23 protein-coding genes and 1 tRNA gene are annotated in these 19,206 nt (G+C 72.9%); 10 read left to right on the top strand and 14 right to left on the bottom strand.

Going from position 1 to position 19,206, the window contains the following annotated elements; genetic code table 11:
• Positions 1-81: 81 nt before the first annotated feature.
• Positions 82-849 carry an enoyl-CoA hydratase gene (locus tag I4I82_RS10465; protein WP_218590427.1) on the bottom strand — a complete coding sequence of 256 codons (768 nt, stop codon included), beginning with the start codon at positions 847-849 and terminating at the stop codon, positions 82-84.
• A 38-nt stretch (positions 850-887) separates the two neighbouring features.
• On the opposite strand from I4I82_RS10465, the gene I4I82_RS10460 reads away from it, so the two are divergent.
• From I4I82_RS10460 to I4I82_RS10450, 3 genes are read left to right on the top strand one after another with little or no spacing between them, the layout of a single operon-like run.
• Complete coding sequence (locus I4I82_RS10460) at positions 888-1,388, top strand: PaaI family thioesterase (protein ID WP_218590426.1); 501 nt, start codon at positions 888-890, stop codon at positions 1,386-1,388.
• A complete protein-coding gene (locus tag I4I82_RS10455) occupies positions 1,384-2,676 on the top strand; it encodes a D-arabinono-1,4-lactone oxidase (protein WP_443690119.1) in 1,293 nt (430 codons plus the stop codon). The genes I4I82_RS10460 and I4I82_RS10455 overlap by 5 nt, the downstream gene beginning before the upstream one ends.
• On the top strand, positions 2,673-3,686 hold the full coding sequence (locus I4I82_RS10450) for an alanine racemase (RefSeq protein ID WP_218590424.1): 1,014 nt from the start codon (positions 2,673-2,675) through the stop codon (positions 3,684-3,686). The genes I4I82_RS10455 and I4I82_RS10450 overlap by 4 nt, the downstream gene beginning before the upstream one ends.
• Position 3,687: 1 nt before the next feature.
• Here I4I82_RS10450 and I4I82_RS10445 read toward each other — a convergent pair whose 3' ends face one another.
• Together I4I82_RS10445 and I4I82_RS10440 are read right to left on the bottom strand one after the other, a co-directional pair.
• Positions 3,688-4,104: a DUF5946 family protein gene (locus I4I82_RS10445; protein ID WP_218590423.1), complete on the bottom strand. Its 417-nt coding sequence runs from the start codon at positions 4,102-4,104 to the stop codon at positions 3,688-3,690.
• Positions 4,101-4,676 carry a phytanoyl-CoA dioxygenase family protein gene (locus I4I82_RS10440; protein ID WP_218590422.1) on the bottom strand — a complete coding sequence of 192 codons (576 nt, stop codon included), beginning with the start codon at positions 4,674-4,676 and terminating at the stop codon, positions 4,101-4,103. Before I4I82_RS10440 ends, I4I82_RS10445 begins: the two co-directional genes overlap by 4 nt.
• A 108-nt stretch (positions 4,677-4,784) precedes the next feature.
• Between I4I82_RS10440 and htpX the strand changes: the two genes are divergently transcribed.
• Complete coding sequence (htpX, locus tag I4I82_RS10435) at positions 4,785-5,636, top strand: zinc metalloprotease HtpX (RefSeq protein ID WP_218590421.1); 852 nt, start codon at positions 4,785-4,787, stop codon at positions 5,634-5,636.
• 4 nt (positions 5,637-5,640) lie between these two features.
• Here the strand turns inward: htpX and I4I82_RS10430 are convergent, their stop codons facing one another.
• A complete protein-coding gene (locus I4I82_RS10430) occupies positions 5,641-6,201 on the bottom strand; it encodes a TIGR03086 family metal-binding protein (RefSeq protein ID WP_218590420.1) in 561 nt (186 codons plus the stop codon).
• 36 nt (positions 6,202-6,237) lie between these two features.
• Between I4I82_RS10430 and I4I82_RS10425 the strand changes: the two genes are divergently transcribed.
• The 3 genes from I4I82_RS10425 to I4I82_RS10415 all read left to right on the top strand — a co-directional run bounded on the left by I4I82_RS10425 (position 6,238) and on the right by I4I82_RS10415 (position 8,637).
• Positions 6,238-7,059, top strand: a complete 822-nt coding sequence (locus tag I4I82_RS10425) for a helix-turn-helix domain-containing protein (protein WP_218595657.1) — start codon at positions 6,238-6,240, stop codon at positions 7,057-7,059.
• The gene (locus I4I82_RS10420; RefSeq protein WP_218591773.1) at positions 7,056-7,808 is read left to right on the top strand and encodes an alpha/beta fold hydrolase; all 753 of its coding nucleotides are present in this window, start codon (positions 7,056-7,058) and stop codon (positions 7,806-7,808) included. The genes I4I82_RS10425 and I4I82_RS10420 overlap by 4 nt, the downstream gene beginning before the upstream one ends.
• A 145-nt stretch (positions 7,809-7,953) precedes the next feature.
• A complete protein-coding gene (locus I4I82_RS10415) occupies positions 7,954-8,637 on the top strand; it encodes a cytochrome P450 family protein (RefSeq protein ID WP_218591774.1) in 684 nt (227 codons plus the stop codon).
• Here the strand turns inward: I4I82_RS10415 and I4I82_RS10410 are convergent.
• On the bottom strand, positions 8,628-9,119 hold the full coding sequence (locus tag I4I82_RS10410) for a YajQ family cyclic di-GMP-binding protein (RefSeq protein WP_172157603.1): 492 nt from the start codon (positions 9,117-9,119) through the stop codon (positions 8,628-8,630). The two genes, I4I82_RS10415 and I4I82_RS10410, sit on opposite strands and share 10 nt — an antisense overlap.
• An 80-nt stretch (positions 9,120-9,199) precedes the next feature.
• On the opposite strand from I4I82_RS10410, the gene I4I82_RS10405 reads away from it, so the two are divergent.
• A tRNA-Tyr gene (locus tag I4I82_RS10405) sits at positions 9,200-9,281 on the top strand.
• 124 nt (positions 9,282-9,405) lie between these two features.
• Here the strand turns inward: I4I82_RS10405 and I4I82_RS10400 are convergent.
• The 9 genes from I4I82_RS10400 to I4I82_RS10360 all read right to left on the bottom strand — a co-directional run bounded on the left by I4I82_RS10400 (position 9,406) and on the right by I4I82_RS10360 (position 16,661).
• A complete protein-coding gene (locus I4I82_RS10400; protein WP_218591775.1) occupies positions 9,406-10,788 on the bottom strand; it encodes a tyrosine-type recombinase/integrase in 1,383 nt (460 codons plus the stop codon).
• Positions 10,785-10,994 carry a helix-turn-helix transcriptional regulator gene (locus tag I4I82_RS10395; RefSeq protein ID WP_218591776.1) on the bottom strand — a complete coding sequence of 70 codons (210 nt, stop codon included), beginning with the start codon at positions 10,992-10,994 and terminating at the stop codon, positions 10,785-10,787. Before I4I82_RS10395 ends, I4I82_RS10400 begins: the two co-directional genes overlap by 4 nt.
• Positions 10,991-12,658 carry a replication initiator gene (locus I4I82_RS10390; RefSeq protein WP_218591777.1) on the bottom strand — a complete coding sequence of 556 codons (1,668 nt, stop codon included), beginning with the start codon at positions 12,656-12,658 and terminating at the stop codon, positions 10,991-10,993. Before I4I82_RS10390 ends, I4I82_RS10395 begins: the two co-directional genes overlap by 4 nt.
• Positions 12,655-14,244 (bottom strand): FtsK/SpoIIIE domain-containing protein, encoded by a 1,590-nt coding sequence (locus tag I4I82_RS10385; RefSeq protein WP_218591778.1) that lies wholly within the window; start codon positions 14,242-14,244, stop codon positions 12,655-12,657. The genes I4I82_RS10390 and I4I82_RS10385 overlap by 4 nt, the downstream gene beginning before the upstream one ends.
• Positions 14,244-14,507 carry a helix-turn-helix domain-containing protein gene (locus I4I82_RS10380; protein WP_218591779.1) on the bottom strand — a complete coding sequence of 88 codons (264 nt, stop codon included), beginning with the start codon at positions 14,505-14,507 and terminating at the stop codon, positions 14,244-14,246. Before I4I82_RS10380 ends, I4I82_RS10385 begins: the two co-directional genes overlap by 1 nt.
• Before the next feature lie 56 nt (positions 14,508-14,563).
• Entirely contained in the window at positions 14,564-14,866 is a 303-nt protein-coding gene (locus I4I82_RS10375) for a WhiB family transcriptional regulator (protein WP_218591780.1), read from the bottom strand.
• Positions 14,863-15,261, bottom strand: coding sequence for a hypothetical protein (locus I4I82_RS10370; RefSeq protein WP_218591781.1), 399 nt, complete (start codon positions 15,259-15,261; stop codon positions 14,863-14,865). The genes I4I82_RS10375 and I4I82_RS10370 overlap by 4 nt, the downstream gene beginning before the upstream one ends.
• Before the next feature lie 110 nt (positions 15,262-15,371).
• Positions 15,372-15,806, bottom strand: coding sequence for a plasmid replication, integration and excision activator (locus tag I4I82_RS10365; RefSeq protein ID WP_218591782.1), 435 nt, complete (start codon positions 15,804-15,806; stop codon positions 15,372-15,374).
• A 108-nt stretch (positions 15,807-15,914) separates the two neighbouring features.
• Positions 15,915-16,661 (bottom strand): GntR family transcriptional regulator, encoded by a 747-nt coding sequence (locus tag I4I82_RS10360; protein WP_218591783.1) that lies wholly within the window; start codon positions 16,659-16,661, stop codon positions 15,915-15,917.
• Between the two features lie 85 nt (positions 16,662-16,746).
• Between I4I82_RS10360 and I4I82_RS10355 the strand changes: the two genes are divergently transcribed.
• Both I4I82_RS10355 and I4I82_RS10350 read left to right on the top strand, forming a co-directional pair.
• Positions 16,747-17,859 (top strand): DUF1152 domain-containing protein, encoded by a 1,113-nt coding sequence (locus I4I82_RS10355; RefSeq protein WP_218591784.1) that lies wholly within the window; start codon positions 16,747-16,749, stop codon positions 17,857-17,859.
• A gap of 859 nt (positions 17,860-18,718) precedes the next feature.
• A complete protein-coding gene (locus I4I82_RS10350; protein ID WP_218591785.1) occupies positions 18,719-19,114 on the top strand; it encodes a hypothetical protein in 396 nt (131 codons plus the stop codon).
• The last annotated feature ends 92 nt before the right edge of the window (positions 19,115-19,206 follow it).

Here is a 19,206-nt window from a genome sequence, read left to right as displayed (position 1 = left end):
GCGAGGTTAGCTCTCGTTTCGCCCCGGTGTCCCCGCACCCTGCCCGATGTCACACCCGATGGTCAGGCCCGTGTGCCGCGCTCAGGAACGGCTGATCTTCGCCTGCAGCGCGGCGAGCCGGGTGCGGAACTCCTCGGAGTGCACCGACTCGGCCTGCGCGCGCACCTCGACCTCCAGCGCATCGAGCTGCGAGGCCATCGACGCCGTCAGCCGCAGGGTGGCCTTGGTGGCCAGCGTGAGGTCGCGCGGGGTGGCGGCCGCGCGGGCGGCCATCTCGACGGCCGCGCCCACCACGTCGTCGACGGTGCGGTGGACGAGCCCGATCCGCTGCGCCTCCTCGGCGTCGACGACCTCGCCGAACAGCGTCAGCGCCGCCGCCCCCTGCGCGCCCAGGACGCGGTGCGCCATCCACGTGTAGCCGCCGCCGGGGTGCAGCCCCAGCGGCAGGAACCGGGCGTCGAACTTCGCCTTCGGCCCGGCGAGGCGGACGTCGGCGGCGAGCGCCAGGTTGAGGCCGGCCCCGACCGCGGCGCCGTTGACGGCGGCGATCGTGGGCAGCGGGCACTCGGCGAGCGCGAGGAAGCCGCCGTAGACGCGGCGCAGGGTCGCGGGGTCGGCCGTCGCGAGCTCGGCGAGGTCGCCTCCCGCGCAGAAGCCGGGGTCCTCGCCGGTGACGACGACCGCGCCGACCTCCGGGTCGGCCACGGCCGCGGCGATCGCGTCGGCGAGCAGCCCGGACAGCTCCAGGTTCATCGCGTTGCGCCGCGCCGGGTGCGAGAGGGTGAGGACCGCGACGCCGTCGGTCGTGGTGCGCAGGACCCGGATCTCGGAACTGGTGATGTCGGCCATGGGGGCATCCTGCACCAGCGGCGGCTACCGTCCGGTACATGTCCCTGTCCGTGCCCGACGGCGCCGTCCGTCCCGCCTCGCACCCCGACACCCCCGCGCCCGGCACCGAACTGCCGCCCCACTTCCGCGGCTGCTTCGGCTGCGGCGAGCTCGAGGGCGGCCTGCGGCTGCGGCAGACCGTCGGCGACGACGTCACGATGACCAGCACGTTCGCCGTGCAGCGCCACCACCAGGGCGCGCCGGGGATCGCGCACGGCGGCGTGATCGCGGCCGCCTTCGACGAGGCCCTCGGGGCGCTCGCCGTGCACCACCGCGAGCCCTCGGTCACCGCCGAGCTGCAGACGCGGTTCCGCCGCCCCGTGCCCGTGGGGTCGGTGCTGCACCTGCGCACCCGGATCGACGCGCGCGAGGGCCGCAAGGTGTGGTGCTCGGGCGTGGGCCGGCTCGACTCCCCGGACGGGCCGGTCGCGGTCGAGGCGACGGCGCTGTTCGTCACGGTGCCCATGGAGCACTTCACCACGCACGGCGCTCCGCATTAGCGCCGTGGCCTGGCGGAACTGGGCGGGCAACCAGCGCACGGAGCCCGTCCGCACGGTGGTCGCGCGCGACGCGGATGACGTCGTGGAGGCGGTGCGAGCCGCGGAGCGCGACGGGCTGCGGGTCAAGGCCGTCGGCTCCGGGCACTCGTTCACCGGCATCGGCGTGCCCGACGGCGTCGCCCTCGTGGCGCCCGCGGACCCGGCGGCCGTGCGGTTCGACGACGACCTGGTCACGGTGCCCGCCGGTCTGGCGCTGCACCGCCTCAACGCGCTGCTGTGGGAGCACGGGCGGGCGCTGCCCAACCTCGGCGACATCGACGCCCAGACCGTCGCGGGCGCGATCTCCACCGGCACCCACGGCACGGGCGCGGCGCACCGGGGGATCGCGGCGCAGGTCCGGGCCCTCGACCTGGTCACCGCCGACGGGTCGCTGCTGCACTGCTCGCCGTCGGCGCACCCCGACGTGTTCTCCGCTGCGCGGGTCGGGCTGGGGGCGCTCGGCGTGCTGGTCGGCGTCACACTCGCGACGGTGCCCGCGTTCCGGCTGCACGCCGTCGAGGTGGCGGTGCCGCTGGCCGCCGTGCTCACCGACCTCGACGGGCTCATGACCTCCGCCGACCACGTCGAGTTCTACTGGTTCCCGCACACCGACGTGGCCGCGACGAAGCGCAACCACCGCACGGACGCGGAGTCCCCGCGGCGCGGCCGGGTGGCGGAGTGGGTCGGCGACGAGCTCCTGGGCAACGCGGGGTTCGGTGCGGTCGGGCGGATCGGGCGCGCCGCGCCGTCGCTGGTGCCCCGGCTCAACCGGTTCGTCGCCGCGCGGATGGCGTCCGCCGGGTACGTCGACCGCTCCTACCGCGTGTTCACCACCCCGCGCCGCGTGCGGTTCCTGGAGATGGAGTACGCGGTGCCGCGCGAGGCGCTGGGCGAGGCGTTCGACGGGCTGCGCGCCGCGGCCGCCCGCCACGCCCGCGACGTGCTGTTCCCGGTGGAGGTGCGCGTCGCCGCCGCCGACGACGTGCCGCTGTCCACCGCGCACGGCCGCGACAGCGCCTACCTCGCCGTGCACGTGCACCGCGGGCAGCCGCACGAGGCGTACTTCGGGGCGGTCGAGCAGGTGCTGCGCGGGCTGGACGGGCGCCCGCACTGGGGCAAGCTGCACACGCGCACGGCGGCCGACCTGCGCCCGTCCTACCCGGGGTTCGACGCGTTCACCGCCCTGCGCGAGCGCCTCGACCCGGCACGCCGGTTCACCAACGCCTACCTGGAGCGGGTACTCGGATGAGGGTCTCGGACCTGACCACCCCGGCGCTGCTCGTCGACGTCGACGCGCTGGACGCCAACCTGGCCGACATGGCTGCGGCCCTGCCCGGCCCGCGCCTGCGCCCGCACGTCAAGGCGCACAAGACGACCGAGCTGGCCCGCCGGCAGACCGGGGTCGGCCATGCCGGCTTCACCTGCGCGACGGTCCGCGAGGTGGAGGGCATGGCCGCTGCCGGGCTGGGGGAGGACCTGCTGCTGGCCAACGAGGTCCTCGACGCCCGGCGCCTCGGCGCCCTCGACGCGCGCGTGACGCTCGCGGTCGACTCCGAGGAGACGCTCGCGGCGGCCGTCGCGGGCGGGGTGCGGGAGGTGCTCGTCGACGTCAACGTCGGGCTGCCCCGCTGCGGCATCGCGCCCGACCGGGCCGGCCGGCTGGCCGACCGCGCCCGTGCCGCCGGGCTCACCGTTCGCGGCGTCATGGGCTACGAGGGCCACCTCATGATGCTCGGCGACGTCGCCGAGCGCGCCCGTCTCACCGAGGAGTGCATGGGGCGCCTGCTCGCCGCGCACGCCGACGTCGGCGGTGAGCTGGTCTCCGGCGGCGGCACCGGCACGTACGCGCTGAACACCTGGGTCACCGAGGTGCAGGCCGGCTCCTACGCGCTGATGGACACCGCCTACACCGCGGCCGGGCTGCCGTTCCGCCAGGCGCTGACGGTGCTGGGCACGGTGATCTCGGTGACGGCGCCGGCGGGGGAGGTGCCCGGGTGGGCCGTCGCCGACGTCGGGCTCAAGGCGCTGGGCATGGACCACGGCAACCCGGTCGTGCCGGGTGCGCAGGTGTGGTTCTGCTCCGACGAGCACCTCACGTTCGCGCCCGACGCGCCGCTGCGCGTGGGCGACCGGGTGCGGGTCGTGCCCGCGCACGTCGACCCGACCGTCACGCTGCACGAGCGGATGCACCTGGTGCGGGGGGACGACCCCGACCCCGAGGTGCTCGACACCTGGGCGGTCGACCTGCGGGGCTGGTGAGTCACACGCCCAGCTCGTCCGCGACCGGGCGCCAGGCCTCCCACACCTCCGCCGCCCACCGCCGCACGACCGCGCAGTGCTCGTCGGCGTCACGGGCGCGGGCGACGTCGGCGATCCCGGTGCCGGGCGGGCGCCCCACCCGCCGGACGGGCCCCGGCGGGTGCGCGCGCAGCTGCTCGGAGGTGCGGCGGACGTGCGCGCGCAGCCGGGCGCCCTCGAGCCCGTCGTCGAGGCAGCCGCGCAGGACCGACAGCAGCGCGGCCACGGTGTGGTCGCTCCCGCCGTCGGCGTGGTCGAGCCGGTAGGCGGCCACGGTGAGCTGGTGGACCGCGAAGTACGCGGGGTCCTCGAACTCGCGGGCGAGCACGGTGCCGAAAGCCGGGTCGAAGGCCGGGTCGGACGCCGCGCCGGGGCTCACCCGCGCCGCCGGAACGTGACCTGCAGGGCGTCACGGCGGCGGTCGGAACGGTTGCGGGTGCCCGAGTGCCACAGGTGCCCGTCGAGCACCACGGCCGACCCCGCGGGCAGCGCCACCCGCACCTCGCCGGGCCAGGTGCGGTCGACCGTGTTCCCCGGCGCGGTGCGGTTCCAGCGGTGCGTGCCGGGCACGAGGCGGGTCGCGCCCCCGTCCTCGGTGACGTCGACGAGCGCGACGATCGCCACTGCCACCTGCGGCTCGGGCGGCGGCGGGCCGGCGAAGTCGGCGTGCAGGGCCTGGGCGCCGAAGCCCGGGTGCGGCGCGCGGACGTGCAGCGCGCCGCGCTCCGGGTCCGGCCCCAGCACCTGCTCCACGGCCGCGACGAGCCGCGGCGCGGTCCAGACGGCCTCCACCGCGGGCCCGCACAGGTCGTCCACGTGCAGGGTGCCGCCGGGGCCGCGGGCGCCGTCGTGGTGCAGGGCGTCGGTCATGGCGGCGCGCACGGCGGCGAGGAGGTCGGCGTCGAGGAGGAAGTCGAGGACGACGTAGCCGTCGGTGTCGAGCGTGGTCACGCGCCGAGGGTGCGACCTGACAGCGGGTGGAGGTCAAGCGCTTTCGGAACACCACCCGGTCGTGGCTCGTTGATACGGCAAGCGACACCGGAAGGGACGGACCTCGTCATGAACGGCCTCAAGACCGCGCTGCTGCTCGGCGGGATGAGCGGGCTCCTGCTGCTCGTCGGGTCGCTGTTCGGACGGACCGGGCTGGTCGTCGCGGTGGTGGCCGCGCTGGCGGTCAACGGCTGGGCGTACTTCAGGTCGGACCGGCTGGCGCTGCGGGCGATGCACGCGCGGCCCGTCACCGAGCCGGAGCACCCGGCGATGTACCGCATCGTGCGCGAGCTCTCCCGCGCCGCCCGCCAGCCGATGCCGCGCCTCTACATCTCCCCGACCGCGGCGCCCAACGCGTTCGCGACCGGGCGCGACCCGCGCCACGCCGCCGTGTGCGCCACGACCGGGCTGCTGGAGATGCTCGACGAGCGCGAGCTGCGCGCCGTGCTGGCCCACGAGCTCTCCCACGTCCACAACCGCGACATCCTCATCTCCTCGGTCGCGGGCGCGCTCGCCACGGCCGTCGGCTTCCTGGCCAACATGGCCATGTTCTCGGGCCTGTTCGGCGGCGCCGACGACGACCGGCCCAACCCGGTCGCGCTCCTGCTGATCGCGCTGCTCGGCCCGGTCGCCGCCGGCCTGGTGCAGATGGCGGTGAGCCGGTCGCGGGAGTACCAGGCCGATGCGAGCGGCGCCGCGCTCACCGGCGACCCTCTCGCACTCGCCTCCGCCCTGCGCAAGCTCGCCGCCGGCACCCAGCTCGCGCCGCTGCCGCCCGACCCGCAGCTCACCGCGCAGTCGCACCTGATGATCGCCAACCCGTTCCGGGCCGGTGAGCACATGGCGCGGCTGTTCGCCACGCACCCGCCGATGGAGGACCGCATCCGCCGGCTGGAGCAGATGGGCCTGCACCGGCACTGAGCTGCTACGGGGTGCGCCCGAACCGCCCCAGGAGCTCCGCCTGCGCGTCGCCGCCGGGCACCTCGACCCGCGGCCCGATCTCGCCGATCCGCTGGTAGAGCGCCTCGGTGTCGACGCGGAACCAGTCGAGCACCGCGGCGCACACCTCCGGGTCGAGCCGCTCGTCGGCGCCCAGGGCGCGGGCGAGGTCCCAGGTGTGCACCAGGTGGTCGGCGGAGAGCTGCAGGACGTACTCGCGGCCGGGGCGGTCGCCGAACGACAGGTGCACGGTGCGCTCCAGCACGCCGTCGGCCCGCACGGCGGCCAGCGCCGCGGCCGCCGCCTCCTCGAGGGTGACGACGGGGTCCGGTCCCAGCAGGTCGCCGTCGAACCGGTCGCCGACCTCCTCGATCGTCGCGCCGCCCAGCAGCGGCGGGGTCCAGACCTCCTCGTGCACGAGGTGGTGGACCAGCGTCCGGACGTCCCAGCCCGGCAGCGGGGTGGGCGCGTCCCACGCGCGGTCGATCGTGCGCACGCGCTCGGTGAACCCGGCGCTGCACCTGGCGTAGATCTCGCGAACGTCCATGCGGTGATTGTCGGTGCTGGCGGGCATCCTGTCGGCATGGCCGACACGGACCTGTCGACGACGAGCGAGCACGGCGTGCTCGGGGTCCGCGACGTCGACTTCACGCTCGAGCGCCTCCCGCCCGCCCCCGACCTCGCCGCGCTCGTCGAGCGGCACTGGGTCGTCACGTGGGAGCTGCCGCCCGGGCGCGAGGCCTCGGTCACGCTGCTGCCGCACCCCTGCGTCAACCTGGTGCTCGACGAGGGGCGCCTCGCCGTCTCCGGGGTCGGGCTCGGCCGCTTCACCTACGCCTACCACGGCACCGGCCGGGTGTTCGGCGTCAAGTTCCGGCCGGGGGCCTTCCTGCCGTTCCTGGGCCGCCCGGTCGGCGACCTCACGGGCACGGCAGTGCCGGCGTCGGCGCTCTGGGGCCCGGCGGCCGACGCGCTCGCCGCCCGGATGACGGGCCCCGTCGACGCGCTCGTCGGGCACGTCGAGGCGTTCCTGAGGGAGCGGTGGCCCGACGACGACCCGCAGGTCGAGCTCGTCGGGCGGATCGTCGCCGCGCTGCTGCGCGACCGCACGATCACCCGCGTCGACGACGTCACCGACCGGTTCGACCTCGCCCCGCGCACGCTGCAGCGGCTGTTCCGGCGCTACGTCGGCGTCAGCCCGAAGTGGGTGCTGCGCCGCTACCGGCTGCACGAGGCCGCCGCGGCGCTGGCCGCCGAGCAGCACCGGCCGTGGGCCGAGATCGCCGCGGAGCTGGGCTACTACGATCAGTCGCACTTCATCCGCGACTTCACCGACGCCATCGGCATGCCGCCGCTGGCCTACGCCGCGGCCTGCCGCCGCCGGGAAGCGCCGGTGAGCGCGTGAGCGGGCTGCGGGTCCGGCGCCGGGGCAGCGGTGCGCCCACCGTGCTGCTGCTGCACGGGCTCGGCGCCACGTCCGACGTGTGGGAGGGCGTCGCCGCCTCGCTCGACCCCCTGGTGTGCGTGGCGCCCGACCTCCCCGGCCACGGCGGCTCGCCCCCGTTGCCCGCTTACACCTTCGCGGCGGTGGCCGACGCCGTCGCCGGTCTGGTCGACCCGGCGGGCACGCTCGTGCTCGGGCACTCCTTCGGCGGCGTCGTCGGTCTGCACCTGGCGAACCGGCCGGGCGTCCGGGCCGTGGTGGGGCTGGGCATCAAGGTCGAGTGGACGTCCGACGAGCTCGCCCGTGGCGCCGCGCTCGCCGCCCGTGGGCCGGCGCTGTTCGACACCCGCGAGGAGGCGGTCGAGCGGCACCTGCGCCTGGCCGGGCTCACCGGGCTGGTCGAACCGGGTGACGTCGACGCCGGCGTGGTGGAGGAGGACGGGCGGTGGCGCGCGGCGCTCGACGTGCGCGCGTTCGGCGTCGGCGACCCGGAGATGACGGCTCTGGTCGCCGGCGCCCGCGTGCCGGTGCGGCTGGTCCGCGGTGAGCACGACCGGATGGTCGGCACCGCGCTCCTGCGCGAGCTCGTGCCCGACCCCGTCGACCTGCCGGGTCTGGGGCACAACGCGCACGTCGAGGCGCCGTCGGTGGTCGCGGCGCTGCTCGACCCGTTCCGGCCACCTGCAGGCGTGCGGCGACCATCCCGTTGAACTGCACGACGGCCACGGTCCAGCCGGTCAGCGCCCCGACGACCTCCGTCGCCAGCTGCTCGCGCTCGTCCACCCTGCCCCTGTTGACAGCCACACTCCCGGCGGGCCCGCGTACGTCGTCACCGCCCACGAGCTGGCCCGCGCGGTGCTCGTCGGCCCGCGCATCGGCAAGGATCCCGCGTTCGCCCCGCGCGTGCGCGAGATCGCCCGCGCCCTGCTCGACGACGCGGCGCGGGAGCCCGTCGTCGACCTTGCGGCGGACCTCACCACCCGCTACCCGCTCACGGTCCTGTGCGAGCTGCTCGGCGTCCCGCTCGACGAGATCGACCGCGCGGCCGGGGCCTGCCGGGGCGTCCTGAGCGGCGACCCGGCCGCCACCGGACGCGCGATGGCCACCTACGGCGAGCTCGCGGCGTCGGCGCTGGCGCCGGGCCGGACCGGCCTGGCCGCGGACCTGCGCGACGCCGTACCCGACGGCACCCCGACCGGCACGCTGCACTATCTGGTCTTCACATTGCTGTTCGCCGGTCAGCTCACCACCGACCCGGCCGCGGGCTTCCTGCTCGCCGACGCGCTCGACGGCAGCGGCCGCGAGGTGCCCGCCGACGACCTCGTCCGCGACGTCCTGCGCCGCCACCCGCCGGCGCCGCTGAGCCTGTGGCACTTCACCACCGAGGAGGTGGAGCTCGCCGGCACGACCCTGGCCGCCGGCAGCCCCGTGCTCGTCGACATCACCGGGATCAACGCGACGGTCACCGACGGCGCCGACCTGTCCTTCGGCGCCCGCCTCACGACCCGGTGCGGTTGGCGCCGTAGCGGTCAGCGGTAGTTGGTGAACTGCAGCGCGATGCCGAAGTCCTTGCTCTTCAGCAGTGCGATCACCGCCTGGAGGTCGTCCTTCTTCTTGCCCGACACCCGCAGCTGGTCGCCCTGGATCTGCGCCTGGACGCCCTTGAACTTCTCGTCGCGGATGGCCTTGCTGATCTCCTTGGCCTTCTCCGACTCGATGCCCTGGATGATCTTGCCGTTGACCTTGTAGACCTTGCCCGAGATCGCCGGCTCGCCCGCCTCGAAGGCCTTCATGGAGATGCTGCGCTTGACCAGCTTCTCCTTGAACACCTCGACGGCGGCCAGCGCCCGCTCCTCGGTCTCGGACTCGATCGTCAGTGCCTCCTCGCCCGACCACGTGATCGTGGTGCCGGTGCCGCGGAAGTCGAACCGCTGCGAGAGCTCCTTCGCGGCCTGGTTGAGGGCGTTGTCGACCTCCTGGCGGTCGACCTTGCTCACCACGTCGAACGACGGGTCTGCCATGCGGTCCTCCTGATCGCCGGGGCCGGGGGCGCACCCCGCAACCGGCTGTCGTATCCTCGTCGAGCGCTACGGCGCACCGGGGCAGGTTGCCCGAGTGGCCAAAGGGAGCGGACTGTAAATCCGTCGGCTTAGCCTACGAAGGTTCGAATCCTTCACCTGCCACACCCCGCAGAAGCGGCCCCTGACCAGCAGATACACGGTCAGGGGCCGCTTTTGGGTCTGTCCCGCTGTGTCCAGCTCCAGACGGCTGTTTACGGCCATCCACGGACCATGCACGGACTGATCTTCACGATCCGGCACGCAGAGCCTCCTCCACCCGCCGCCGCGCCGTCGCGTCCTGGCCGGAGATGCACTTGGCGTAGACCCGGAGCAACACGTCCACGCTGTGCCCCGCCCACGCGGCCACCTGGGGCGCTGGAACGCCACCGTTGAGCCAGGTGGACACGGCAGCGTGCCGGAGGTCGTAGGGCCGGCGCGCGAGCGGGGAGCCGGCCTCCTCAGTACTCAGTGCCGTAGCTCGCGCGACCGCCCAGCGCCGGCCGTACAGGCTCTCGGAGAGCGGGCCGCCGCGGACGCCCCGGAACAGCCGGCCATCGGGAGTGGTCCCGTGGTCGTCGAGATGCTGGTGCAGCAGCGCGGTCAGTTCCGGGGGAGAGGGCACGACCCGGACCTCCTCCGTGCCCCGGTGCTTCAACTGGCGAGGCTCCCGCCGGGTCCCGGACTCACTCCACGAGCGCCCGGCCGAGGGCGCCGACGTGCTCAGGTACAGCTCGCCCCAGCCCTTCGCCGGGAGCGACAGGGCGTCCTTCCGGAGATCGACCGCCTCCCCCGGCCGGAGCGCGGCGTAGTACATGACCCCGAAGAACGCGACCAGGCGCCCGCCGACCGGTTCCTGTGCCCGCACCGCGTCGAGCAGTGCGCGTGCCTGCCAGTGGTTGATCACCACCCGCGGGTTCACCGCCTCGGTGACCTTCGGCGCGCGCCACTTGATCGACGCCACCGGATTGCCGGACAGGTGCCCGAGCTCCACCGCGTACTCCACGGCGTTGTAGAAGATCGCCCGCTTGCGGGCCACCGTCGACGCCGCAGCCGGCTTCCCGTCCATCCGCAGCGCCAGAGCATCGAGAGCCGGCCGCAGCACCCCCGGATCGGCGAGATCCCGCACCGGCCGCGTGTTCGCCGCGACCCACCGTTCAGCCCGCCGATGCGCCTCATCTGGTGGCCCGCTCGCCCGCCGCCGGGCGTTGAACGACCACCCGTAGAGCGCCGCGCGCATCGCCTCCGCACCGGGCCGGCTCTTGACCGATGACAGCAACGCCGGTGTCACGGTCGCCAGCGAGTCCGCGATGCCCTGACGGCTCTTGCCGGCCGCGTGCGGCCACTTCATGTCCACGTAGGCGCAGGCGTGGTCGTACCAGCACACCGCGGACTCCACCGGCCGTTCCCACGTCACAGGGCGGCCCGTGGCGAGAGAGAACGCCTCCCCGCGCCGAGTCGCCGAGACCAGGTCGGACCGGAAGCTGTCGGCGAGCGCTTTCGTCGTGAAGGTGTCGTGCCACTCGTGACCGGCCACGACCCAGCGCGTGCGGTACTTCGGCCCGTCCCGCCGGCTCCGCTTCGTCACCGCCCACACGCGAACGTCGAAGGACGTGACGTCGTCGCCGCTCATGCCGCATCCGCGAGCGAGGCCAACCAGGAGTCCAGATCATCGCGCCGGACCCGGATTGCTCCGTTCGGGAGCCGCACGCATCGAGGGGCCTTCCCGACCTGCCGCCACTGGTAGAACGTCGACCGGGCCACCTGCAGCTCCTCGCAGAGCTGGTCCACCGTCAGTTGCTCCACGACCGTCCGGGCCACCGTTGCCACGCGCTTCACGCCGCCTCCCCAGCAGTTGCCGAACGATCGTCGGGTGGATCGCCGGCCAGGGCCTGGGCGGCGGCGTAGTCGGCTTTCCAGCGCTGTCGCTGCGAGATCGCGTGCAGCAGCAGTGCGGGTCTCGTCGGCACGTCCGGATCACCGGGCCGGGTCTTCTCCCACTCGAACGGCCCGTCATCCACGGCGTAGCCGGGGCGCACGCCGGCCCGGTCGAGGAGTTGCCGAACGAACTCGGCCCGCTCGGCCTGGTGGTCGTCGAGCGTCTTCCCGGACCACTTGCGGGAGACCAGGACGCGACGTCCGCCGATGCCGAGGTGCTCGGGCCGGTGCGCTTTGCCCTTGCACTGCCCGGGGACTGCCGTGTGTCTGACCTTCTTCGGCTGCACGCCGTACAGCAGCCAGATCGGGCACTGCGGCGAGCACGGCGTCTTCTCCAGCTCGGCGACCAGGCGGCGCCGGTGCTCGCGTTGCCGAACGCTCGGGTCCTCCACCAGCCCAGCCGCCTGGGAGACCGACTTGGTGAGGTACTTGGTCAGGTAGCCGATGTGACGGCCGGCCTCCTCCGTGCCGCCGAGGATGCCCTTGACGTGGACCTGCGCCCCGAAGGTCACCGTGTGCCCCGGGGTGAGCAACACCGCCGGGTCGGTGGCCGCGTCCCACGTGGGCAGCGTGTCGCCGGTGTCGGGGTCGACGAAGCCGTGGGCGTCGTCGTTCCACACCGGGACGTGGTCGCCGCGGTAGACCTGGTCGTCGTGGTGGGGCCACCACACCTGGTGGTAGGTCGCGGCGGTGATCGCCCGCAGCTCGGCGCGCGGGATGCTGCCGCGGATGGCGGCGTGGAAGTGCGGGGCGCCGCGCTTCTGAGGCTCGATGGTCCCGAAGTACTGGACCTCCCAGCCGACGCAGCGCCGGGCGTTCTGCCAGAACCGGTCCACCGCCTTGGGGAAGTGGATCGCGTCGCGGGCGGCGCGGCGGTAGTCGTAGCGGTCCGGGTCGAGCGCGGCCCCGTCGCCGTCCACCCGCCCGTAGGAGTCCAGGGTCAGCGTGAGGAACGTCGAGGGCCGGAACTTGCCGCCGAATACCTGCCCGAGCGTGCGCTTCTCCACCGGCCGGCGGGGGAGGTTCGGGGCGTCCTGCCGGCGCCGGGTGGACCGCTTGACCGCGGGCCGGTCGGGCGGATCGAGCGGTTCCAAACGACCCGTCACCCCGGCCCGGCGCAGCTCATCGTCAAGGACGGCGACGGTGTTGCGGATCGCCTCCCGCTCGGTCTCGTCGTCCTCCTCCTGATAGACGGCGTGCAGATCCGCCCGCACGGCCAGCAGATCCTTCTGCGTCTCGGTGGGCGCCGGCCGGTCCGGGATCGGTTCGTGCTCGAGGTGCCAGCCCTCCCGGCACTGGGTCATCCGGGTCCGGCGGCACTTCTCCGCACACGGCCGGCACAGGTCCTCCCGCCGTGCCCCGCACGGGACCGGGACAACCTCCACCCGGCCGGTCGTGAGGTCGATCCGCCGCATCGCCAATGGGCGGACACAGACCCCGTGGTCCTCCGCGAGCTGCTGCGCGACGTCCCCGGACAGGGACATGAGCGCCTTCTGTGCGCGGGTGAGCTGGTCGTACTCGACAGTGCGGGCCGCAGGATCGGTGGTGGTGTTGGTGGTGGTCATGCGGGGCCTCCGGTCGGTTGCAGAGCGGGGACGGGCACGGAGAACGGCCCGCCCTGCGCCGGGATCGCGGGCACGATCAGGGGCGTGGTGACGAACCGCTCCAGGTCCTTGATCACGTGGTCCGGGACCCATGCCGAGCGGACGCGGATGGGCTCGCGGATGCCCTCGCCGAACAGGTAGCCCACACCCGGCTCGTGCTCCCCGATGCGGTTGGCCCACGCTCCGCGGTCGTAAGCGTGCTCGCCGAGCACCATCGACACGTGCGACTTCGAGGCGACGCGGAGGCAGATGCGGCGGGGGAACAGCTCCCGGACCGGGACGGTGTCCTTGGTCGGCTCCTGCACGTAGCCGCGCACGGAGTAGCCCAGCGCCCGGCCCTGCGTGGTCAGCAGGGCGACGCGCTCCACGATGGCCTCTCGGGTCTTACGGTCCCCGACGTAGCGGACCAGGGCGCCGATCTCATCGAACTCGATCAGCTCCAACGGGAACTCACGCGAGATCGGCACGACCCGCTTGTGCGTGGAGAACCGTTCCTTCCGCTCGGTCATGCCGTCGATCAGGTCGTCGAGCAGCGCCAGGGCGTCCTTGCTGGTGGAGGCGTAGCGGTGGAACACCCGCCGCCCGTACGCCAGCTCCATCCCCTTCGGGTCGATCGCGGAGACCCGGACGAGGCCGTCGCGGATGGCCGGGGCCATGGAGATGATCGGCGACCAGGTGAACGAGTTCTTCCCGGCGCCGGTGGAGCCGGCCACGAGGGTGTGGCTGCCTTCGATTGCCTGGAACCAGTCGGTGCCGTACTCGGTGCGCCCGGACCAGACGCGGCGGAAGTCGATGTGCTCCCCGAGCACCCCCCACAGCGCGCAGAGGGGCTGGCAGTCGACGACGGAGGCGAGGCGGTCGTGGCGCTGGTAGTCGATCGACACCAGGTTCGGCCCGAGCTCTCGCACCTGACACCGCGACACTCCGCGCGCGACGGCGAGGGAGCGGGCCGCAAGGTCGAAGTCCTCCGGCGTCTGCCCCGGGACCAGACGCACCCGGACCTCATCCCACGAGCCGCCGGAGCGGACCCCGACCACGCGCGGAACCTGATCGGCCCGGCCGGTGGCCTTCGGCTGGACCGCGGAGCGCCGGAACGGGTTGACCTGCACATGCACGCCCGGATCCCGCTCGACGACCGTGAGGCCGCAGGCGCGCAGCCAGCGGGGCATCTTGCGGGCGTAGATCGCCCAGCGCAGCCACCACGCGCGCAGGTGGCGGCCGGCCAAGGGCTCGAAGGAGTCGTGATCCCACCATCGCCAGCCGAGCAGCCCGAGCCCCAGAACGGCGGCGGTGATGAGCAGGGAGGGCCAGCCCAGGAAGTAGCACCAGGCCACGACGAGCGCGGTGCCGACGCTGGTGCGCCAGTGCCGCACGATCCAGCGCCCGAGCTTCCACGCGCCCTTCATGAGCAGCCAGGCCGTGACAAACACGACCGCGATCGCGGCGAGCGCTTCGAGCAGTTGGGTCAGCCAGCGGCCGAGCGTGTGCAGCACCCACAGCCCGCCACCGGCGACCAGGACGAGCAGGACGAGTTGCGCCGTGGTCATCACGCCACCCCCCGAGTGACGGCCGGGCCGCCGGCCCAGCGCTGGTGAGCGGCCTGCCGGGTCACGCCGAGGCGGGAGGCGATCTCGCCCCACGAGTAGCCGGCCGCCCGGAGCCCGGTGACCGCGTCGCCGATCGCGGCGTCGAGATCCGCCGACAACGCAGCGAGGTCGGGCAGGGCCTCGACGTCGCCCGCGGCGATCCGGCGGCCAGCGGCCCGGATGATGCGGCGGCCGAACGCGGCGAACTCGGAATTCTCCACCACCCGCGGAGTGCGTCCGCCCGTCAAGGTGGCGTTGACACGGGAACGGGTCGCGGCGCTCACGCAGCCACCGCCCCAGGCCGGGCCGACGACAGGCGGCGGCCGGCGAACAGGTCGGCCCGCTCGTCAGGGGTCAGCCCAGCGGTGATCCCCCACCGGCGGGCCGGGTCCTCACCGGCCATCACGTCGAGCAGGCAGTCGAGCCGGACCGGGCAGCCCGCGCAGATCTCCCGGGCCACGGTGACGGCGGGCCCGTACGGGGCGAGGTCGAGCGGGTAGAAGATTTCCGGATCGACATCGGCGCACTCAGCGTCGTGCCGCCAGTCCCGCCCGGTGGCTGTGGTCGTGGCCGTGGCGTTCATGCCGACACCCCCAGCTCGTGCCAATTGGACAGGGCACCCGCTGCGTCGGAGGTCGGGCGGCGCTCGGCGCGGGCACGCCAGTCCGCGGCGGTGTCGCGCCAGAACCGGGCCCGGTCCCACTCTGCGGCGCGGGCGATCATCGCGGCCCGGCCGTACACGGCGCCCTTGTCGGAGTGCAGGTAGGTCCAGGTGGACAGCACGCCCCACCAGGCGGCCCGGCGGGCCACGACCAGGGCGAGGCGGTCCGCGCGGGTCGCCCGCTCGGCGTCGGTGGTGTGCGGCAGGTCCGCCGCGTTGCGGTAGGCGGCGTCGTGGTCGGCCAGCGCGGCGACGATGTGCGCCGGGGTCTCGGCGCTGCGGTCGGGCCGGTTGCGGTCGGAGGTGTGGGTTCGCATCTAGGATCGGTGTCCTTCCGGGACTCGGATTCCTTGCCAGGGGTTGGGGACTAGGGAGATCAGGAGGGGAGCCCGGTTGCCGCCGCGGCTCCCCTCCGCCATGAGGTCGATCAGGCGGCCTCCCCGGAATTGGCGCGGGGCGCCGGCTTGCCGGAGCCGGCCTGCTGCGGGGCGCGCATCGCGGCCGCGCGGAAGCTGTAGGCGACGCGGGCCCGGCCGCCGTTCTCGTTCAGGTAGGGCGTGACCATGAGGCCGTCGAACTCGACGGGCCGGAACGGCATCCCCGGGATCGCCTCCGGCGGGACCGGCTGGTGCGGGGCGGAGATCTTTACCGTGACCGTCTTGGCGTCCTTCCGGGCGTCGGGGTCCGGGTCGAGCACCGACACCGACCACACCAGCAAGCCGGAGTCCTTGTCGGTGGCCTGCACCGGACGCTCCCGGGTCGAGCGCTCGAAATCCCGCACCGGCTCCACGTCCCCGACGACGTACGCGCCGTGCGGGAACACGTCCCCGTGGTTGACCTTGAACTTTCCGTTGATCGCCATTGCGTCTCCTGTGTGTGCGGCAGACCGTGTGGCCTATGCCACTTGCCACTATAAGTGGCATAGGCCACTGAGGCAATGGGGGTGTGGACAACCCGCACGGGGGCAGGGCTACCGGGCCAGCGGGTACTCCTGGCGGAAGGCCCAGCGGTCCGACGGATACGTCGCGTCATCGAACTGGATCGGCAGGTCAGACGAGTCGTAGGCGGTCAGCCGGTAGACCAGGACGGCCGCCGGCCGGGGGAGTTCGAGCAGGCGACGTTCGTCGGCCGTGGCCAGTCGCGCGGCGACCTGATCGCGGGCGTACTCGGACTCGCGCCCGGTCACCTCAGCGATGTACTTGCCCGTCCCACCGAGTAGCCGTTCCGGGTGCAGCAGTCGGGGCGCCTGCTCGGCGAGGTGGGGGGCGAACCACGACGTCGACAGCTCGATCGGCTTCCCGTCCTCACCGCGAAGCAGACGAATCCTACGGATCACGTCGCTGCCAGGGGGAAGCTGTAACGCCTCGACGACGTGATCGACGCCGGCCACGATGTCGGTCGCCAGGAACTCGACGGACTCCGTCGCGCCGTACATGGTGCCGAGATCACGGCCCCGCTCGTACCGCTCCCGGGCCCGCGGCGCGGACTGACTCGCCCGGACGTAGGTCCCCGAACCCTGCCGAGACTCTACGAGGCCCTGCACCCGCAGCGACTCCAGTGCGCGGGCCGCGGTCGGGCGAGCCACGCTCCACCGCGCGGCCAGCTCACGCTCCGACGGCACCTCATCACCAGGGCTGAGGTCCCCGCGGACGATCTGGTCGCGGATGTGGCCGGCTATCTGCAGGTACTTGGGGAGCACCTTCTGGATCTCGGGCATCTGCCCCTCGCGCTCATCAACTGTCCTATGCCACTTGCCACTCTAGGCTCCTGACGTTCACTGGAGTTCACGTAGGGTCACCCGTGTGCGGACACTGATTGTCGCCGCCGGCGGCGGAGGAGACGCCATCACCGGCGCCGCGATCGCCGGCTGCCAGGGCATGTCCGGCCCGCCGGTCGTCATGACCTACTCGTGGGATCGACTCATGGTCGACCCGCTTCCCGGTCCGCGGATCGCAGCCGATTTCACCGGCCTGCACCAGCTTGCGCCGCACGTGCTCGAAGTGGTCGCCACGACCACCCCCATCGGTGGCGCCGGCTCGTCACTTCCCAGGCTCGCGGCTGAGCTGCCCGCCCGGCTCCTGTTGCTCGATCCGAGTGGGGGAGCGGTCGGGATGGCCCGCCAGATCGCGGCCACGGTCGAGTTCTTCCAGCTCGACGACATCGACATCGTCGACGTCGGAGGCGACGCCCTCACCAACGGCGCGGACCCAGAACTGCGTAGCCCGCTTGCCGATCAGCTCGCACTCGCAGCTTGCGTGCGAACCGGCCTCCCGACACGACTACTCATCGCAGGTGCCGGTCTCGACGGAGAACTACCTGCCGCACTGATCGCCGAACGACTGGCCCTGCTAGACGCGCAGCAACTACCCCCGCTCGATGCCGCGGCCGTCGCCCCCGTCCGGCATGTTTTCGGGTGGCATCCGTCTGAGGCATCCGGGCTGCTAGCCGCGGCAGCCACGGGGCGGCGCGGGAAAGTCGAAGTCCGGGACGCCGGTGACCACATCGAGATGACGGATGCCACGACGAAGGTCTCTGCTGTCGATGCGAAGCGCGCAGCCGATGTGACCCCCGCAGTCCACTTGACCGACACTGCGTCGCTGGACGAGGCAGAGCGAACGATCCGCGAGGTCACCGGAGTCTCGGAGATTGCCTACGAAATCAAGAAGGCCATGCGGCTCGCCGCCCGCCAGGCGCACGAACCGACGACAGCCGATCTGCCTGCTGTTGACCGTATCGCCGACGACGCTCGAGCCCATGGAGCTGAGTTCATCAGCGTCCGTCGCCTGTCGGAACTGCTCGGCGCAACCACGCTGCCCGCATTCGACGCCCTGACCGATCTACTCTCGACCGACCGCGCAGCGCGCTACGAACCCTCGCTGTACCGGACGACGTCCGGCCGTCACCTTGGCCGCTGACAACACTGCCCAAGTCAAGCGTGTTCAGAGTTTTCTTCCCTGTTCAAGGCGGCCCGTGCTGCGTTGTGTGCCCGCGCAAGCGCTCGCCGGGCATGCGGCCCGGCGGCCGGTCCCAGGCGCGCGGACACGAGGAACGGGGCGCGGCACCGCAGGCTCGTAGGGGCCTGAACGATGTCTCAAGCGGGCTAGCCTTCCGTACATGCGGCCGCACATCCTCGCCAGCGCGCAGGCGCAGTTTCCACCGAGCGCCAACAGGACCGTCAGGGTCGACAACGCCTGGAGGCCGACGGGTGAGGCGACGCGGCCTGAGACCAACGGCATGGACGGCTGGACTCGTGTCGGTGAGCCCGCCACCTACGACGTGATCAGGCGACTGCGCGACCAGGGCTTCACGTGGGTCAACCTCCACACGGGCGGTACAGCCAACCCCTTCCGTGACGTCCCCATCTCTAGGCTCATCTAGAAGAACTGCCCTCGCCGGGCGGGCAGGTCTCCGAGAGGGCGGGACGAGCAGGCTGGCGCGGTTTCGAGGAGAGTAGTGCGCGCCATCTCGACGACCTCCCAGAGGGCTATCACGCCACGGCCGGAGGGCAAGCCTGGCGAGCTGGTCCGGGGCAGCGACGCCAACCGCGGGCGTCTGCTGTACGTGGTCCGGTCTGGCGGTCCGTTGCCCGCCGGCCGTGGCGTGATCGGGTTACGCCAGGTCGACGAGATGGCGCGAGGCGATCTACGTGGGCGGGGTGCCAACGCGTGAGCTGCCCGCCTCAGGCGCGGTTGCCCGGCGACACGTTCTGCCGTTCGGCGGGCGGACAGCTAATCCGCGCAAGCGCTGTCAGAGGACCCCGCTAGCCTGTTGCAGGTGCCCGATGTCGTCCCGGGCGACCTGGTGGTCGTTCGCTTCTCGCCGATCAGTGTCGAGAAGCTGCGCGAGACGGCGCAGGAGGAGTACGCCGACCGCGAACGTAGAGCGCAGATTCCGTGGTACGCCGTCTCGACGTTCGCGATGCGCATCGGCTCGGAGACGGACGAGGAGCTGCTCGCGCGCCTCTGCAGCGAGGTCCTGCCGACGTCCAAGAACATCCACGTCGTCACCGAACGGTTGCTGCGCGACGCCGGGTTCGACACAGTCGAGACCTCGCCGCCGATTCACCACTACGATGTGGTACTAGGCGACGAGCTTCGTGATTTGGACGTGGAGCGTCTCTCGCAGCTGTTCATGGAGGGCCGGAGGAGGAACCTGTCGTGGAAGAAGTGACGGAGACTCTTACGCGAGGTCCTGCCCGGGTCGAGATTGACGTCAACGCGGTTACGCCAGAGGGCTACATCCGTACTCGGCAGAGCAACACC

The sequence above is a fragment of the Pseudonocardia oceani genome (assembly GCF_019263585.2).
GTDB classification, from domain to species: Bacteria; Actinomycetota; Actinomycetes; order Mycobacteriales; family Pseudonocardiaceae; genus Pseudonocardia; species Pseudonocardia oceani.
The sequence above is the reverse complement of the archived record's forward strand: the minus strand, read 5'-3'. Positions and strand labels throughout refer to the sequence as shown.

Excerpts from the sequence above, each read along its gene's own strand:
- I4I82_RS10465 (WP_218590427.1), bottom strand. The coding sequence starts at position 849 with ATGGCCGACATCACCAGTTCCGAGATCCGGGTCCTGCGCACCACGACC.
- I4I82_RS10460 (WP_218590426.1), top strand. The coding sequence starts at position 888 with ATGTCCCTGTCCGTGCCCGACGGCGCCGTCCGTCCCGCCTCGCACCCC.
- I4I82_RS10450 (WP_218590424.1), top strand. The coding sequence starts at position 2,673 with ATGAGGGTCTCGGACCTGACCACCCCGGCGCTGCTCGTCGACGTCGAC.
- htpX (WP_218590421.1), top strand. The coding sequence starts at position 4,785 with ATGAACGGCCTCAAGACCGCGCTGCTGCTCGGCGGGATGAGCGGGCTC.
- I4I82_RS10430 (WP_218590420.1), bottom strand. The coding sequence starts at position 6,201 with ATGGACGTTCGCGAGATCTACGCCAGGTGCAGCGCCGGGTTCACCGAG.
- I4I82_RS10425 (WP_218595657.1), top strand. The coding sequence starts at position 6,238 with ATGGCCGACACGGACCTGTCGACGACGAGCGAGCACGGCGTGCTCGGG.
- I4I82_RS10410 (WP_172157603.1), bottom strand. The coding sequence starts at position 9,119 with ATGGCAGACCCGTCGTTCGACGTGGTGAGCAAGGTCGACCGCCAGGAG.
- I4I82_RS10400 (WP_218591775.1), bottom strand. The coding sequence starts at position 10,788 with ATGAGCGGCGACGACGTCACGTCCTTCGACGTTCGCGTGTGGGCGGTG.
- I4I82_RS10390 (WP_218591777.1), bottom strand. The coding sequence starts at position 12,658 with ATGACCACCACCAACACCACCACCGATCCTGCGGCCCGCACTGTCGAG.
- I4I82_RS10385 (WP_218591778.1), bottom strand. The coding sequence starts at position 14,244 with ATGACCACGGCGCAACTCGTCCTGCTCGTCCTGGTCGCCGGTGGCGGG.
- I4I82_RS10375 (WP_218591780.1), bottom strand. The coding sequence starts at position 14,866 with ATGAACGCCACGGCCACGACCACAGCCACCGGGCGGGACTGGCGGCAC.
- I4I82_RS10370 (WP_218591781.1), bottom strand. The coding sequence starts at position 15,261 with ATGCGAACCCACACCTCCGACCGCAACCGGCCCGACCGCAGCGCCGAG.
- I4I82_RS10365 (WP_218591782.1), bottom strand. The coding sequence starts at position 15,806 with ATGGCGATCAACGGAAAGTTCAAGGTCAACCACGGGGACGTGTTCCCG.
- I4I82_RS10360 (WP_218591783.1), bottom strand. The coding sequence starts at position 16,661 with ATGCCCGAGATCCAGAAGGTGCTCCCCAAGTACCTGCAGATAGCCGGC.